This is a genomic window from Intrasporangium chromatireducens Q5-1 (genome assembly GCF_000576575.1).
GTDB lineage: Bacteria > Actinomycetota > Actinomycetes > Actinomycetales > Dermatophilaceae > Intrasporangium_A > Intrasporangium_A chromatireducens.
Genome location: NZ_AWQS01000097.1, coordinates 1 through 14,661 on the forward strand (window position 1 = coordinate 1; position 14,661 = coordinate 14,661).

The 14,661-nt window shown below is 69.7% G+C and carries 14 protein-coding genes and 1 pseudogene; 14 read left to right on the plus strand and 1 reads right to left on the minus strand.

Going from position 1 to position 14,661, the window contains the following annotated elements; all coding sequences use genetic code 11:
* Positions 1-266 precede the first annotated feature (266 nt).
* The 4 genes from N864_RS12255 (at position 267) to N864_RS12270 (ending at position 4,583) form a co-directional block, all read left to right on the plus strand.
* Positions 267-1,100: a hypothetical protein gene (locus N864_RS12255; RefSeq protein ID WP_155892920.1), complete on the plus strand. Its 834-nt coding sequence runs from the start codon at positions 267-269 to the stop codon at positions 1,098-1,100.
* Between the two features lie 150 nt (positions 1,101-1,250).
* The gene (gene glmU, locus N864_RS12260) at positions 1,251-2,798 is read left to right on the plus strand and encodes a bifunctional UDP-N-acetylglucosamine diphosphorylase/glucosamine-1-phosphate N-acetyltransferase GlmU (protein ID WP_051518512.1); all 1,548 of its coding nucleotides are present in this window, start codon (positions 1,251-1,253) and stop codon (positions 2,796-2,798) included.
* On the plus strand, positions 2,795-3,775 hold the full coding sequence (locus tag N864_RS12265) for a ribose-phosphate diphosphokinase (protein ID WP_034717078.1): 981 nt from the start codon (positions 2,795-2,797) through the stop codon (positions 3,773-3,775). The genes glmU and N864_RS12265 overlap by 4 nt, the downstream gene beginning before the upstream one ends.
* Before the next feature lie 157 nt (positions 3,776-3,932).
* Positions 3,933-4,583, plus strand: a complete 651-nt coding sequence (locus N864_RS12270) for a dienelactone hydrolase family protein (RefSeq protein ID WP_205620936.1) — start codon at positions 3,933-3,935, stop codon at positions 4,581-4,583.
* Here N864_RS12270 and N864_RS12275 read toward each other — a convergent pair.
* The gene (locus N864_RS12275; RefSeq protein ID WP_034717081.1) at positions 4,580-5,134 is read right to left on the minus strand and encodes a CGNR zinc finger domain-containing protein; all 555 of its coding nucleotides are present in this window, start codon (positions 5,132-5,134) and stop codon (positions 4,580-4,582) included. The genes N864_RS12270 and N864_RS12275 overlap by 4 nt on opposite strands.
* A 70-nt stretch (positions 5,135-5,204) precedes the next feature.
* On the opposite strand from N864_RS12275, the gene N864_RS12280 reads away from it, so the two are divergent.
* The 10 genes and pseudogenes from N864_RS12280 to N864_RS12320 all read left to right on the plus strand — a co-directional run.
* On the plus strand, positions 5,205-6,188 hold the full coding sequence (locus N864_RS12280; protein WP_034717083.1) for an EamA family transporter: 984 nt from the start codon (positions 5,205-5,207) through the stop codon (positions 6,186-6,188).
* A 9-nt stretch (positions 6,189-6,197) separates the two neighbouring features.
* The gene (locus tag N864_RS12285) at positions 6,198-6,854 is read left to right on the plus strand and encodes a NeuD/PglB/VioB family sugar acetyltransferase (protein WP_034717086.1); all 657 of its coding nucleotides are present in this window, start codon (positions 6,198-6,200) and stop codon (positions 6,852-6,854) included.
* Positions 6,855-7,087: 233 nt separating this feature from the next.
* Positions 7,088-7,747 carry a 50S ribosomal protein L25/general stress protein Ctc gene (locus N864_RS12290; protein ID WP_034717088.1) on the plus strand — a complete coding sequence of 220 codons (660 nt, stop codon included), beginning with the start codon at positions 7,088-7,090 and terminating at the stop codon, positions 7,745-7,747.
* A gap of 84 nt (positions 7,748-7,831) precedes the next feature.
* Entirely contained in the window at positions 7,832-8,425 is a 594-nt protein-coding gene (pth, locus tag N864_RS12295) for an aminoacyl-tRNA hydrolase (protein ID WP_034717090.1), read from the plus strand.
* A 183-nt stretch (positions 8,426-8,608) separates the two neighbouring features.
* On the plus strand, positions 8,609-9,931 hold the full coding sequence (locus N864_RS12300; protein WP_034717092.1) for a UDP-glucose dehydrogenase family protein: 1,323 nt from the start codon (positions 8,609-8,611) through the stop codon (positions 9,929-9,931).
* 95 nt (positions 9,932-10,026) lie between these two features.
* Positions 10,027-10,743, plus strand: a complete 717-nt coding sequence (locus N864_RS24155; RefSeq protein WP_240474305.1) for a nucleotidyltransferase family protein — start codon at positions 10,027-10,029, stop codon at positions 10,741-10,743.
* Positions 10,695-11,006 carry a hypothetical protein gene (locus tag N864_RS12305; protein WP_034717094.1) on the plus strand — a complete coding sequence of 104 codons (312 nt, stop codon included), beginning with the start codon at positions 10,695-10,697 and terminating at the stop codon, positions 11,004-11,006. Before N864_RS24155 ends, N864_RS12305 begins: the two co-directional genes overlap by 49 nt.
* A gap of 48 nt (positions 11,007-11,054) precedes the next feature.
* Positions 11,055-11,756: pseudogene (locus N864_RS12310) on the plus strand (IS3 family transposase); the annotation flags it as partial.
* A gap of 96 nt (positions 11,757-11,852) precedes the next feature.
* Positions 11,853-12,938: a tyrosine-type recombinase/integrase gene (locus N864_RS12315; protein ID WP_034717095.1), complete on the plus strand. Its 1,086-nt coding sequence runs from the start codon at positions 11,853-11,855 to the stop codon at positions 12,936-12,938.
* Positions 12,904-14,661, plus strand: a 1,758-nt coding sequence (locus N864_RS12320; RefSeq protein ID WP_034717101.1) for a tyrosine-type recombinase/integrase, incomplete at its 3' end; no start/stop codon positions are given. The genes N864_RS12315 and N864_RS12320, both read left to right, overlap by 35 nt.

Below are 14,661 nucleotides of genomic sequence, written 5' to 3' on the forward strand. Positions count from 1 at the left end.
CCACCACAACGCCAAGCCCGAGCGGGACGTCAGCAGTGGCCAAGGTCACCGCTGCCTCGCGGATCGCCGCCACGGCATCGCTTCCCGCCGACGGCAGCGCCTCAGTCGTCATCACGGCTCTCGACGGGGGTGGGCGGCCTGCGGCCGGGGGCACCATCTACGCCAAGCTGCAGACGACGACTGGGGGTGGCACCGCCGACGTCAGTGGGGCGCCGATCGGATCCGGGTTCGCGCCATTCGTCGCCGACGGCAACGGGCAGGTTGTGGTGACCTATCGGACGCCACCGAAGTTGCCGCTCGGTGGTCACGATGTGCTCACGGCATCGAATGCGGCCTCCTCCGCAACTTCGCAAGCCCGGAGCCTCTACTACTTCACGCCCACCTTGCACTACAGCTTCGTGCCCGAGCCCATGGCGGCGCCCGGCTCGCTCGGCCCGTCGGCGAGCGTTCCCGTCACCGTGAGCTCATTGGACGCAAACTGGCAACCCGTATCGGGCGCCCAGGTGTGCGTCAACTTCGCCCGGGAGTCAGCCGGAGGGGGCAATGCCTTCGTGGGAAGCGTTGCGCTGACGAGCAAGTACCAATGCTTCATCTCCGATGCACACGGCGGACTGCGGATCGTCTACGCCACCCCCGCGAGTCTTCCGAGCTCGGGTATGGACCTCATCTCGGTGAAGGACACGAGCGACGCCTTCTACAACACCTCGTCCTTCCATGGCTATTCGTTCGGGGCGCCGGATCACGTGGACCTTGCCCCCATCCCGATCGCGGCAAGCGGCAGCCTGAAGCCGAAGGCGACGGTGACTATCACCGTCACGCCGCGCGATGCAGCGGGTGCCCAGCTCGCCGGAGCGACGGTTCTGTTGTCGCTGGAGTCCAGTGGCGGCGCCACGGCGTCGGTGAGCGGGTACGCAGATGCGCCGGCTGGAACCGGGTTGAACGCGACGCCCAAGCAGTTCCTGACACACACGAAGACGAAGATCACGGTCAGTTACCGGAGCCCGTCGGTCCTGCCGACCACGGGAACGGACCGGCTCATTGCCTCGATCCGCACTCCTTCTGGGGTCGTCAGGACCACGGTCGCCACCTACAGCTTCTAGTCGAGCCTCCCAAGTGCGCTGGCCCGCTTGTCGCGTTGCGACAGGTGCGTCAGGGCCAGCGGTCTGTCCGCTGGGCAGGCAGTAGCATGGCTCCGGCGCCGGGGGCCGAGCCTGCCAAGCGGCGTCACCAACCAGGAGGAGCTGCGACCCGTGAGCGATCTACGGCCTGCCGCCGTGATCGTCCTCGCTGCAGGCGAGGGCACACGCATGAAGTCCAAGACCCCCAAAGTGCTTCACACGATCGGCGGCCGCAGTCTCGTCGCGCACGCCATCAGTGCTGCCCGTGGCACCGAGCCGGAGCACCTGGCGGTCGTCATCCGGCACCAGCGCGACCGCGTCGCGAGCCACGTGGAGCAGGTCGACCCCGACGCGATCATCGTCGACCAGGACGAGACCGCGGGGACGGGGCGCGCGGTCGAGTGCGCGCTCCACGCACTCCCCGAGAACCTCAGTGGCACCGTCCTCGTCACGTACGGCGACGTCCCCCTGCTGACTGCTGATGTGCTGCGCGGACTGCTCGCCGACCATGAGCAGTCGCAGAGCTCGGTGACCCTCATCACCGCGACGCTCGAGGACCCGACCGGCTACGGACGGGTCCTGCGCGACCCCGACGGTGGCGTCGCTGCCATCGTCGAGCAGAAGGACGCGACCGAGCAGCAGCGGGCGATCCGCGAGGTCAACTCCGGGATCTACGCCTTCGACGTGGCGGTCCTGCGCGAGGCGCTCGCCGAGGTCGGCACGGACAACGCGCAGGGCGAGAAGTACCTCACCGACGTCGTCGGCATCGCGCGCACCCGCGGACTGCGCGTGACGCCATACCTCGTCGAGGACCTCTGGCAGACCGAGGGCGTCAACGACAAGGTCCAGCTCGCCCGCCTCGGTGCGGAGCTGAACCGCCGCCTCGTCGAGCAGGCCATGCGGCAGGGCGCGATCGTCGTCGACCCGGCCACGACGTGGATCGACGCCGACGTCACCATCGGCCAGGACAGCGTCATCCAGCCGAACACGCAGCTGCTCGGCGCGACGACGATCGGCGCGGAGTGCACCATCGGACCCGACACGACGCTCAAGGACACCGAGGTCGGGGACGGCGCGAGCGTCATACGGACCCAGGCGGAGCTCGCCGAGATCGGGCCGGGCGCGAGCGTCGGGCCCTTCTCCTTCCTGCGCCCCGGCACGAAGCTCGGCGCCAAGGGCAAGATCGGCGGGTTCGTCGAGACGAAGAACGCCGACATCGGCCCCGAGGCGAAGGTCCCGCACCTGACCTACTGCGGCGACGCGACGATCGGGGAGGGCGCGAACATCGGCGCCGGCACGATCTTCGCCAACTTCGACGGGCTGACGAAGTCGCACACCCATGTCGGCGCTTGGAGCTTCGTCGGCAGCAACTCGGTCATCGTCGCGCCGAAGACGATCGGCGCGGGCAGCTACGTCGCAGCCGGCTCGGCGGTCGTCAGCGACGTCGGGCCCGGCCAGCTCGCGGTGACGCGGGCGCAGCAGCGCAACATCGACGGCTGGGTCGCCCGTCGGCGCTCCGGGACCAAGACCGAGAAGGCCGCCCAGGCCGCGGCCGCGGCCGACGCCGAGGAGGCGCTCGCGACCGAGGAGGGCGCGGTGCGCGAGGGTGACCGCCTCGACCCGCCCGACGGCGCCACCCCGACCACCCCGCAGGCGACCGAGACGAAGGACGCCCGATGACCGGCATCAACAAGACGACCGAGAAGCACCTCATGGTGTTCTCGGGTCGGGCGCATCCCCAGCTCGCCCAGGAGGTCGCCGACGAGCTCGGCACTGAGCTGGTGCCGACGTCGGCCTACGACTTCGCGAACGGCGAGATTTATGTCCGCTACGAAGAGTCGGTCCGCGGCTGCGACGCGTTCGTCATCCAGAGCCACACCTCGCCGATCAACGAGTGGATCATGGAGCAGCTCATCATGGTCGACGCGCTGAAGCGGGCGTCGGCCAAGCGGATCACCGTCGTGCTGCCCTTCTACGGCTATGCCCGGCAGGACAAGAAGCACCGGGGCCGTGAGCCCATCTCGGCCCGGCTCATGGCCGACCTGTTCAAGACGGCGGGCGCCGACCGGCTCATGGCGATCGACCTGCACACGGCCCAGATCCAGGGCTTCTTCGACGGGCCGGTCGACCACCTCATGGCGATGCCGATCCTGTCCGACTACGTCGCCGAGAAGTACGGCCACCTCGACCTGTCCGTCGTCTCGCCGGACGCCGGCCGGATCAAGGTCGCCGAGGACTGGTCCAACCGGCTCGGCGGCGCCCCACTGGCCTTCATCCACAAGACTCGCGACATCAACCGGCCCAACGAGGTCGTCGCCAACCGCGTCGTCGGCGAGATCAAGGGCCGCGTCTGCATCCTCGTCGACGACATGATCGACACGGCCGGCACCATCACCAAGGCGGCCGACGCGCTCATGGCCGAGGGGGCCGCCTCGGTCATCATCGCCGCGACCCACGCGATCCTCTCCGGCCCGGCCGTCGACCGCCTCCGCGCCTGCAAGGTGGACGAGGTGGTCGTGACGAACACCCTGCCGATCCCCGAGGCCCGGCGCTTCGACAAGCTCACGGTGCTCTCGATCGCACCGCTCGTGTCGCGGGCGATCCGCGAGGTCTTCGAGGACGGCTCGGTCACGAGCCTCTTCGACGGCAGGGCATAAGAGGTATGCCGCTCAGCTGAGCCGCGTCGGGACGTGGCCCCTCGACGTGGTTGACATCGGGAGGCCCGAGGGACCTTGGGCCCTGGGTCGGCCCCGGCGTTGCGTCTAGCGTCATGCCTCGAAGGGGGTCGGGACGAACGCTCACGGCGAGGAGTCGGTGGACCGGGAGGTGCGGGTCCAGGTCGGGGGCGTCGTGGTCGGCGGCCACCTGACCGTGCCCGACGGCGCCCGTGGGCTCGTCATCTTCGCGCACGGCAGCGGCAGCAGCCGGCACAGCCCACGCAACCAGTACGTCGCCGGTGTGCTCAACCGGGCCGGCCTCGGCACCTTGCTGTTCGACCTGCTCACACATGAGGAGGAGGCGGACCGGAGGAACGTCTTCGACATCGAGCTGCTCGCTCGACGGCTCGGCGACGTGACGGCCTGGGTCCGCGCGGAGCCGGCCCTCGCGGACCTGCGGCTCGGCTACTTCGGCGCGAGCACCGGGGCGGGTGCGGCCCTGTGGGCGGCCGCGGCACCGGACAGCGGCGTGCTGCCCGTCGTGTCCCGGGGCGGCCGACCCGACCTGGCCGCGCAGCACCTCTCGGCGGTGCGAGCCCCGACGCTGCTGATCGTCGGGGGCGCGGACGACGTCGTCCTCGAGCTCAACCAGGGGGCGCAACGGCTGCTGCGATGCGAGTCCCGGCTCGCAGTCGTGCCGGGTGCGACGCACCTCTTCGAGGAGCCGGGCACCCTCGAGAGCGCCGCGGCGCTGGCGCGGGACTGGTTCCTCGCGCGGCTCGGGTCGCCTCTGGCGGGCGAGGACTAGCGCGCCAGCTCGGACTTCCGGGCGCGGTATGCCGCTGAGTGGGCTCTCGCTGCGCACCCGCCTTCGCAGTAGCGCCGGGAGCGGTTGCGGGACAGGTCGAGCACGATGTCGTCGCAGTCGTCTGCTTCGCAGACCCGGAGCCGGTCCAGCTCGCCGGCACGGATGACGTCGACGAGAGCCATCGCCGCCTCGACCGCCGCTCGCGTTGCGAGGGGCGCCTCCGGAGCAGTGGCGTGCAGGTGCCAGTCCCAGTCGTCGTGGCGGACCAGCTGGGGCAGCGCCCGGGCCTGCCGCAGCACGTCGTTGACCTGGGCGACGGCGTCGTCCTCGCTCGCCGTCCAGAGCTGACGCAGGCGGGGGCGGAGCGCGCGCATCGACTCGACCTCGACCTCGTCGTGGGTGCGGCTGCCGGTCCAGGCACCGTCGTCGAGGAGCCCGTCGAGGTCTGCGGGCGTCGAGAGGACATCGGTCCCGCCGGGGCCCGCCGTCGCGCTGTTGACGAGGGCGACGACAAACTCCAGAGCCGCCTCCGTGTCATGGGCAAAAACCACGTTGACTCCTGACGCTCCACCTGAGTACCGTCATGAGTGTAATCCGTTTTGCTCATGACGGGAGCGGGCCGTGTCCCAGCGTCATCCCGCCGTCGGTCTCGGGATCGCGCTCTCCTCGGCCGCGGCCTTCGGCACCTCCGGTGCGTTCGCGAAGAGCCTGTTGCTCGGCGGCTGGTCGCCGGGCGCGATCGTCACCCTGCGCATCGGGATCGCGGCCCTCGTCCTGCTCGTCCCGACCGTCCTCAGCCTCCGCGGCCGCTGGTACACGCTCCGCCGGAATGCGCCCCTCGTCGTCGGCTACGGGCTCACCGGCGTCGCCGGTTGCCAGCTCGCCTACTTCAACGCCGTCTCGCACCTGTCCGTGGGCGTGGCCCTCCTGCTCGAGTACCTCGCCCCGGTCCTCATCGTGGGCTGGCTGTGGCTGCGCCATCGTCAGACGCCGCGCCGACTCACCCTGGTCGGCGTCGTCCTCGCCCTGGTCGGTCTCGTGCTCGTGCTCGACCTCACCAACGGGGCCCGCATCAGCCTGGTCGGTGTCGCGTGGGGGCTGGTGGCGGCGGTGTGCCTCGTGCTCTACTTCCTGCTCGCCGGTCATACCGAGGATGCCCTTCCGCCAATGGCCCTGGCGGGCGGCGGTCTCATCGTCGGTGCAGCCGTCCTCGGAGCTGCCGGTCTCACGGGCGTCCTTGACCTGACGACGGGGGCTGCGACCGTCACCATCGGCGCATCAGCCGTGCCGTGGTGGGTGCCGATCCTCGTCGTGTCCCTGGTGGCCGCGGCCTTCGCCTACGTCGCGGGCATCGCAGCGGTCCGGATGCTGGGTGCCAAGGTCTCCTCGTTCGTCGCCCTCACGGAGGTGCTGTTCGCCGTCCTGTTCGCCTGGCTCGTCCTCGGCGAGCTGCCCGTGCCGGTCCAGCTGCTCGGTGGTGTGCTGATCGTCGCCGGCCTCGTCGCGGTGCGCGCCGACGAGGTGCGCGCCGTGGCCGCCGAGCGAGCTGAGCGGCATACGGATGAAGTGCCGCAACCCACCGCGCGAGGTGGCCTCGCCGGGTAGCGTCGAGGAGTGGCCGACCGTGCGACCTCCGGTGCTCCCGTCCTGCTCGTCGCCGCAAGCGGGCTGGCGCGAGAAGCGGCGGCCGCCGCCCGCGCCGCCGGCCGCGAGGTGGTCGGCTGCCTCGACGACTCGGAGGCGCTCGTGGGGCATCGGGTGGCGCCCGAGCTGCCGGTCGTGGACTGCATCGACGACGTCGACCGCTACCCGGACGCCGAGCTCGTCGTCTGCGCGGGAAAGGGTGCGGTGCGGGAACGGCTGGTGCACCGCCTGGCCGACCATGGCGTCGAGGCGGAGCGGTACACGACGATCATCCACCCCGGAGCGACGCTCGCGCCGGACACGGTCGTTCGGCCCGGGTCGGTCATCCTGGCCGGCGTCGTCGCGACCGCGCAGGTCGTGGTCGGGGAGCACGTCGTCGTGATGCCGAACGTCGTCCTGACCCACGACGACCGGATCGAGCCCTTCGCCACCCTGTGTGCTGGCGTCGTCCTCGGTGGGGCGGTCGTCGTCGGGCGGGCGGCGTACGTCGGGATGGCCGCGTCGGTGCGGGAGGGGCTGTCCATCGGCGCTGCGAGCCTCATCGGGATGGGTTCGGTCGTCGTGCGCGACGTGCCGCCGGCGGAGACGTGGGCCGGAGTCCCGGCGCGCCCGCTCGAGCCGGGGTGAGCGCTGCGGATGCGTGGCCACGGAAGCGGTGGTGACTCGTCCCTGGTGGCGATTTCGTGCTCCCCGCGCCCGGCGGGTAACATCGGTCGAGTTGCCTCGGCGAGGGACGGAGCACGGGTTCCGTCCGTGATCGACGCGGTGGTCGCCCCTCCGGCATGCCACGGCGTCCTTCCGTGCCGCGTCCCACGTCGAGGCCCACCGCCCCAACCGACAGACGAGAGAGACGCTTCCCCATGTCTGAGATCAAGCTGACCGCCGAGCGCCGCACCCAGTTCGGCAAGGGTGCCGCCCGCAAGCTGCGTCGCGCGCACCAGATCCCCGCCGTCATCTACGGCCACGGCACCGAGCCCGTCCACGTCGCCCTGCCGGGCCACGCGACGATGCTCGCCCTCAAGACCGCCAACGCCCTGCTCAGCATCGAGCTCGAGGGCAACAGCACGCTCGTCCTCGCCAAGGACGTCCAGCGCGACCCGATCAAGCCGGTCATCGAGCACATCGACCTCGTCGTCGTCCGCCGCGGCGAGAAGGTCAACGTCGAGGTGCCCGTCCACGTCGAGGGCGACGCCGGTCCGGACACCCTCGTCACGCTCGACCTGCAGACCCTCGAGCTCGCCGTCGAGGCGACGCACATCCCCGAGCGGGTCGTCGTCTCCGTCGAGGGCCTCGAGGCCGGCACGCAGATCCTCGCGGCTGCCGTGGAACTGCCCGAGGGTGCCGAGCTCGTCACGGACCCCGAGGCACTGGTCGTCAACGTCACGGCACAGGTCTCCGCAGAGGCCCTCGAGGAGGAGCTCGCCGAGGCCGAGGCCGAGGTCGGCATCGAGCACGAGGAGTCGGCCGCCGAGGTGCAGACCGAGGAGGCCGCCGAGGCCACCGAGTCCACCGAGGGCTGACGCCCTCGCTGTCGGTGTGGAAGGGGCCCGGCGCATGCCGGGCCCCTTCGTCGTCCCGTGAGCTGAACGGCATACTGATCACCCGTGGACACTTGGCTCGTGATCGGACTGGGCAACCCGGGCCCCAAGTACGCGGGCAACCGCCACAACGTCGGCGCCATGGTCGCCGCCGAGCTCGTTGCGCGGCACGGCGGCGGCTCCTTCAAGGCGCACAAGGCGCGCGCGTCGGTGTGTGAGCTGCGGCTCGGGATGGGGCCCGGCGGCGTGCCGGGACCACGGTGTGTCGTCGCGGTGCCGAGCAGCTACATGAACGAGTCGGGTGGGCCGGTGTCGGCGCTGCTGAAGTTCTACTCGGTGGACGTGGAGCGATTGATCGTCGTCCACGACGAGCTCGACATCCCTGCTGGTGTCATCCGGCTGAAGCGTGGCGGGGGAGAGGGCGGCCACAACGGACTGCGTTCAATCACGAAGTCGGTGGGGACGAAGGACTACCTGCGGGTGCGGGTCGGCATCGGTCGGCCGCCGGGACGGATGGACCCCGCCGACTACGTGCTGCGCGACTTCTCGGCGACGGAGCGCAGGGAGCTGCCATTCGTGCTGGGCGATGCGGCTGATGCGGTGGAGTCGCTCGTGTCGCTAGGGCTCGTGGACACCCAGCAGCGGTTCCACGCGCGTTGAGGAATTGTCCTTTATGTAGTGTTCCGTCCGCGCACTTCTCATTGTTTGCAGGCGGATTCGCCGTATTCCCAATAAGTTGACTCTACGGCGGACGACCTGGGGGGCCGCCACAGAAACTCGTCGATGGCACCGGTCCCGCCAGGGGCGCAGGTGAGGTGGACGAAGCCTGAGAGGGGTAGGGCGATGAGAAAGATCTCCGTCATCGGGGCTGGTTACCTGGGTGCTGTTCACGCAGCCGTGCTCGCGTCAGAGGGGCACGAGGTGACGGCAGTGGACACTGATGCTGCTCGGGTATCGGGCCTCTCCGCGTGCGACCCGCCCTTCTATGAGCCCGGGTTGGCCCAGTTGCTGACTCAGGTCCTGCGCACTGGTCGACTCCGGTTCACCACGAACGTCGAGGAAGTTGCGGCGTGCGACGTCCACTTCATCTGCGTTGGTACTCCTCAACGACACGGCGCCCTGGCGGCGGAGACGTCATACCTGTTCGGGGCGGCGACGGCGTTGGCAGGAGTCATGCACCCGGAGAGTCTTGTCGTCGGCAAGTCAACCGTTCCGGTTGGGACAGCCGCACGGCTGGCATCGATCCTCCAAGAGACCCTGGAGCGACCGGTACGGCTCATGTGGAACCCGGAGTTCCTGCGGGAAGGTTTCGCGATCCATGACACCAGGCACCCGGACCGGCTCGTCTATGGCGTTGCAGAAGGCGGCGCCGAGGAGGATGTCGCGCTCCTCGACGAAGTGTATGGCGCCCAGTTGGACAACGGAGTCGTGCGCCTCGTCATGGATTGGGCGACGGCCGAACTCGTCAAGGTGGCAGCCAACTCGTTTCTGGCAACGAAGATTTCGTTCATCAATGCGATGGCCGAGATCTGCGAGGCGGTCGGTGGCGATGTGGTTAAGCTGGCCGATGCGATAGGACGTGACGACCGTATCGGCCAACGCTTCCTCAGCTCTGGCTTGGGCTTTGGTGGTGGCTGCCTGCCCAAGGACATCAGGGCCTTTCGTGCCCGGGCCGAGGAGTTGGGCACAGCTCACACGCTTGACTTCCTGGCCGCGGTCGACGATGTCAACACACGACGGCGGGCACGCGTGGTGGAGCTCGCGCTCAAGGCCTGTGGAGGTGCTCTGGAGGGCAGGCGGGTCGCCGTGCTCGGGGCTGCATTCAAACCGGAGAGCGACGACATCCGAGACTCCCCGGCTCTCGACGTCGCGCAGCAGGTACGCCGGCTCGGTGCCCATGTCGCGGTGCACGACCCGAAGGCGGCAGCTTCGGCGAAGGCCGTGGCGCCCGAGTTGAGCTACGCGGACTCGGTGGTCGGCGCCTGTGCTGGTGCGGACGTCGTCCTTCACCTGACTGAGTGGCAGGAATACCTGCGGCTCGACCCGTCGGACCTGGTGCGCCTGGTGAGGCGGCCGAACGTCATTGATGCTCGAAACCGGCTCGATGCCGCTCGTTGGCGGGCGGCCGGCTGGAACTATCAGGCACTCGGCAGGCCGTCCGCCTAGGTCTTTGTATGCGATACACCAAAGTCACCGGAGACTGGTTGATCGATGCTGTGGTGCCGGGGGCCCGCCCCGGAACCTGGGATGGCCAGCCTGCCATGGTGCCACGGGACTTGGCAGGCGCTGCACGCTGCCACGGTGTATCCGGATGGGTTCGAAAGAGGGCTCGTTCGACAGGTTGGCGGGTGGACGGGGTGGAGGACGACGTGCGTGCGACATCGGCGCGCCATCAACGCGCGATGTGGGACCTCGGCGTCATCGATGGTGCCCTGGGTTCTGCAAACGTGCCGTACATCGTTGTGAAGGGACCTGTCCTGGCCGAGGCTTACCATGACCATCCCCAGTTGCGGTCATATCTAGACCTCGATGTCGTAGTGCGGCCCACCGACCTGCGGGGTGCCATCCTGGCTCTCGAGGCGAAGGGTCTGGACGTCCTGGACGTGAACTGGCCTCTTTTGCAGCGGCAAGGTGTACATGAGCTCCGTCTCTCCACGCCAACAGGGGGGCTGTTGGACCTGCACTGGTCTTTGTTGCCTGGCATCCACAACGGCAGGAGTCCCGACGTCGAGACTCTCCTCGAAAGGGCGGATTGGCTGCGGTTGGGAGATCTGCTGGTCGCGGTGCTCGACTGGGCGGATACCGCGGTGCACGTCGCCTCACACGCCGCCGCCAGTGGGGGAGACCGCCTGATCTGGTGCGCGGATCTTCTCGCTGAAGCGGCACGGGTTTCCCGCCGCATCGATTCCGATCAGGAAGGATGCGGGACATGGGAAAGCACTACACGTCCGAGGAGAAGAACCGGGCGTTGCGGTTGATCCGGGAGGAGCTGCAGGAGTACGGCTCGGTCACCAAGGCCTGCTCGGCGGCGAGCTCGCGGCTGGGCATCTCGAAGGACACGCTGCGCGGCTGGTACCGGCGCGACGAGGTCGACCAAGGCAACAAGGACGGCGTCAGCACGGTCGAGCGTGAGGAGATCCGGACGCTCAAGGCGAAGGTGCGCCGGCTCGAGGAGGACAACGAAGTGCTCCGGCGGGCAGCGGTTTTCTTCGCGGGGGAGCTCGACCCCCGAGGGCGATGATCATGGGCTTCATCGACGAGATGAGAGCCGAGGGGCCACGCGGTCGAGTCGGTCTGTCGGGTCCTGCGCGAGCAGGGCTGCCAGGTCGCCGCGCGCACCTACCGGGACTGGAAGGCGGCACAGCCCTCGCCGCGCGACGTCGAGGACGCGTACCTGATGAACGAGATCTGGGACCTGTTCCACGTCCGTGACGAGCGCACCGGGGCGTGGCGTGCCAGCGCGGAGTCGCTGTACGGGCGGCGCAAGGTGCTCGCGTGGCTACGCGCGAACGGCCACTCGCAGGTGGCGTCCTGCACCGTCGCACGTTGCCTGAACGCTATGGGACACAAGGGGATTCGTCGAGGCAAGGCGGTCCGCACCACGATCCCGGCCAAGGACGGCACGCGGGCCGGGGACCTGCTGAACCGGGACTTCACCGCCTCGGCCCCGAACCGCGTGTGGGTGACCGACTTCACCTACGTCCGGACCTGGGCCGGGTTCGTGTACGTCGCGTTCATCCTCGACGTGTACTCGAGGCGGATCGTCGCCTGGCACGCCTCGATGAGCAAGCAGACCGACCTGGTCATGATCCCGCTGCGCATGGCGCTGTGGCAGCGCGAGCGGGACGGGCACCCGGTCGTGGCCGGCGAGCTGGTCCATCACTCCGACGCCGGGTCGCAGTACACCTCGATCCGGCTGACCGAGCGGCTCGACCTGGAGAAGATCGCGGCCTCAATCGGCTCGGTCGGCGACTGCCTGTTAACCGGCTAATCGGCCTTGTGGGGGCTGGCTGCCTGAGCTGGCGGGTGGTATGGATCGCATTGAGGGTGCTGGAAGTCGGTCCCGCTCGGGGGTAGGCCTGAGGGCATGGGCGGGATGGCTCTCGTGCCGGATCCCAACGACAGGCGACGGTGGCGGCTGACCGGCTCGGAGCCCGAGCTGCTGTCAGCGATGAACGCGTACCTGGGCTATCTGGCTGATCGGAACTACTCGCCGCGGACGGTGCGCACGTACGGGTACGGGCTGCTCGCGTTCGCGCGGTGGCTCACCTCGGCGGGGTTGATCGTCGAGCGGGTGGTCACCAGCGACGTGCTCGACTTCCTCGCCGCCTGCCAGCAGGAGACCATCAGGGGCCGTCCCGGACCGAACGTGCTCGACTTGAACGGACAGCGCCGGGACCGGCTCGCGCCGGCGTCGGTCAACCTTCGCCTGGCCGCGGTGAGCGGCCTGTACGAGTATCTGGCGATGAGCGACTCGAGCCGCTCGTCCCCCATCCCGAAGGGGCGCCCCTCGTCGTGGTTCGCCCAAGGTGAACGGTCCGGGCTGCTCGCGCACACGAAGCGCCGGCCGGCGCCCCGCTCGAGGCTCCGGGTGCGTACTCCGCGGCGGTTGCCGCGGGCACTGGACGCCGGGGAGGTGACCCGCTTGCTCGGCGGGCTACGCACCCGTCGGGACCTGGCCATGGCCGGGCTGATGCTCTACTGCGGGCTGCGTTCCTGCGAGGTCCTCTCCCTGGCGGTCGCGGATGTCGACATCGGCGGGCGTTGGCTGAGCGTGCACGGCAAGGGCGGCAAGGACCGCCGCGTCCCGCTGGACGGGGACGTCGCCGCTGTCCTGAACGCGTACCTGCTGACCGAGCGCCCGGACAGCGACGCGACGGCCCTGTTCCTCGTGGCGAAGGGGCCTACGACGGGGCGGCCGCTGACCCCGGCCGGCCTGCGGACCGTCTTTCGCTACCACCGGGCCACTTCGGGGGTCCCGGCCGGGGCACCGCATGCGCTGCGGCACACCTTCGGCACCGCGCTGGCCGAGGCCGGCGTGGACCTGGCCGTGATGCAGGCCCTGCTCGGGCACGCGCACGTGGACACCACCGCCCGCTACATCCACCTCGCCCCGACTCACGTGAAAGCCGAATACGATGCCGCGCGCAGCCGTCAACACCAAACTCGTTGACCCGCGAGATGAGTCACCTGCCGAGGTGCTCGCCGCCTACCACGACCACCAGGCGCGGACCGGGCGAGGCAACACCGCCTTCACGTACTGGGCCAAGACGTTCCTGCGGTGCTGGCCAGCCGTGCGCGGCTGGGAGCAGGAACCGCTGACGGTGCAGCTGTCCGCGAACAGCGGTACCCGCCCGTTCATCACGTTCCTGCTCGTCACCGGCCGGCTCCACCCGAGCTGGGACTACCTGGTGCACCGCAAGTTCTCCTCGCTCTGGCGCGACGTGCCTGGCACCGTCATCGGGCAGGACCTCGACAACTTCATCACCGCGGCCCGTGGCTGCGGGTACAGCCAGAGGGTCGCCTCCGCGATGGCCTCGCAGGTGATCGCGCGGGTGCTGTTCGCCACGGGTAAGCGCCTGACCGACCTGACCCACGACGACTTCGAGGCCCTCGCCGCTGCCGGCACCGCCCGGCAGGCCGCGACCGGGCGCACCTGGAAGCACTACCGGGCCACCGCCACCGGCGCCAAGACCGTGCTGTACCACCTCGCAGTGCTGCCCGCGCTGCCCGAGCCGTTCGAGCAGCGCTGGCCGTTCGCTCGCCGCCTCGCGCACGTGCCCGAACCGATGCACGCCATCCTGGTGCGCTACCTGCAGCACAAGTCCGTCACCTGCCGCCCGGCGACCGTCTCCTCGCTGGCGACCAGGCTGGCCGCGTTCGGCGCCTACCTGGCCGACACCGACCCGGACGCGATCCCCGCGACGCTGGACCGGTGCCGGCACATCGAGCCGTGGATGGCCAGCCTGAGCACCACGGCGAACACGAAGTCCGGTGGGATCCTGTCCGTCCCGGAACAGGCCCGCCGGATCCTGGCCGTGGCGAACTTCCTGACCGAGATCACCGAGTGGGGCTGGCCCGAGGCACCCACCCGGCGGCTGATGTTCCCCTCCGACAACCCCCGCCTGCCCCAACCCCTGCCCCGGTTCCTGCCCCCCGACGCCGACCGGCGCCTGACCGAAGCGCTCGAGGCCTCCCCGCACCGGCTCGCCGCCGACGCGCTTCTGCTCCAACGCGCCTGCGGGCTGCGGATCGGGGAACTGCTCGACCTCGAGCTCGACGCCGTCATCGACCTGCCCGGCTCCGGGTCCTGGCTCAAGGTCCCACTCGGCAAGCTCGACACGGAACGCATGGTCCCCATCGACGCGCAGATCCTCACGCTGATTGACCGGATCACCGCCCACCGCAGCCCCGGACGCCCGATCCCGCACCCGCGCACCAGGCGGCCCGCGGACTTCCTCTTCACCGCCCACGGCCACCGCATCGGTCAAGCCCGGCTGCGCAAGGAGCTCGACCGCGCCGCCAAAAGCGCCGGCATCGGGCACGTCACCCCCCACCAGCTGCGCCACACCTACGCCACCGCGCTGGTCAACGCGGGCGTCTCCTTGCAGGCCCTGATGGCCATCCTCGGACACGTATCCGCCGAGATGAGCCTGCGCTACGGGCACCTATTCGACACCACCGTCCGGGCCGAGTACGAGCGCGCGTTGGACCTGGCCAAACAGTCCATCGGCGCCCTGCCCAACCCGGACCAAGAGACCTCAAGCCTGAGCGAGGACTGGCGCGCCACCCCGACGGTCAAGACCGCCCTCGCCGGCGGCTACTGCCTCCGCGCGCCAGCCCAGGGCCCGTGCAGCTACGCGAACATCTGCGAGCACTGCCCGAGCTTCCACACC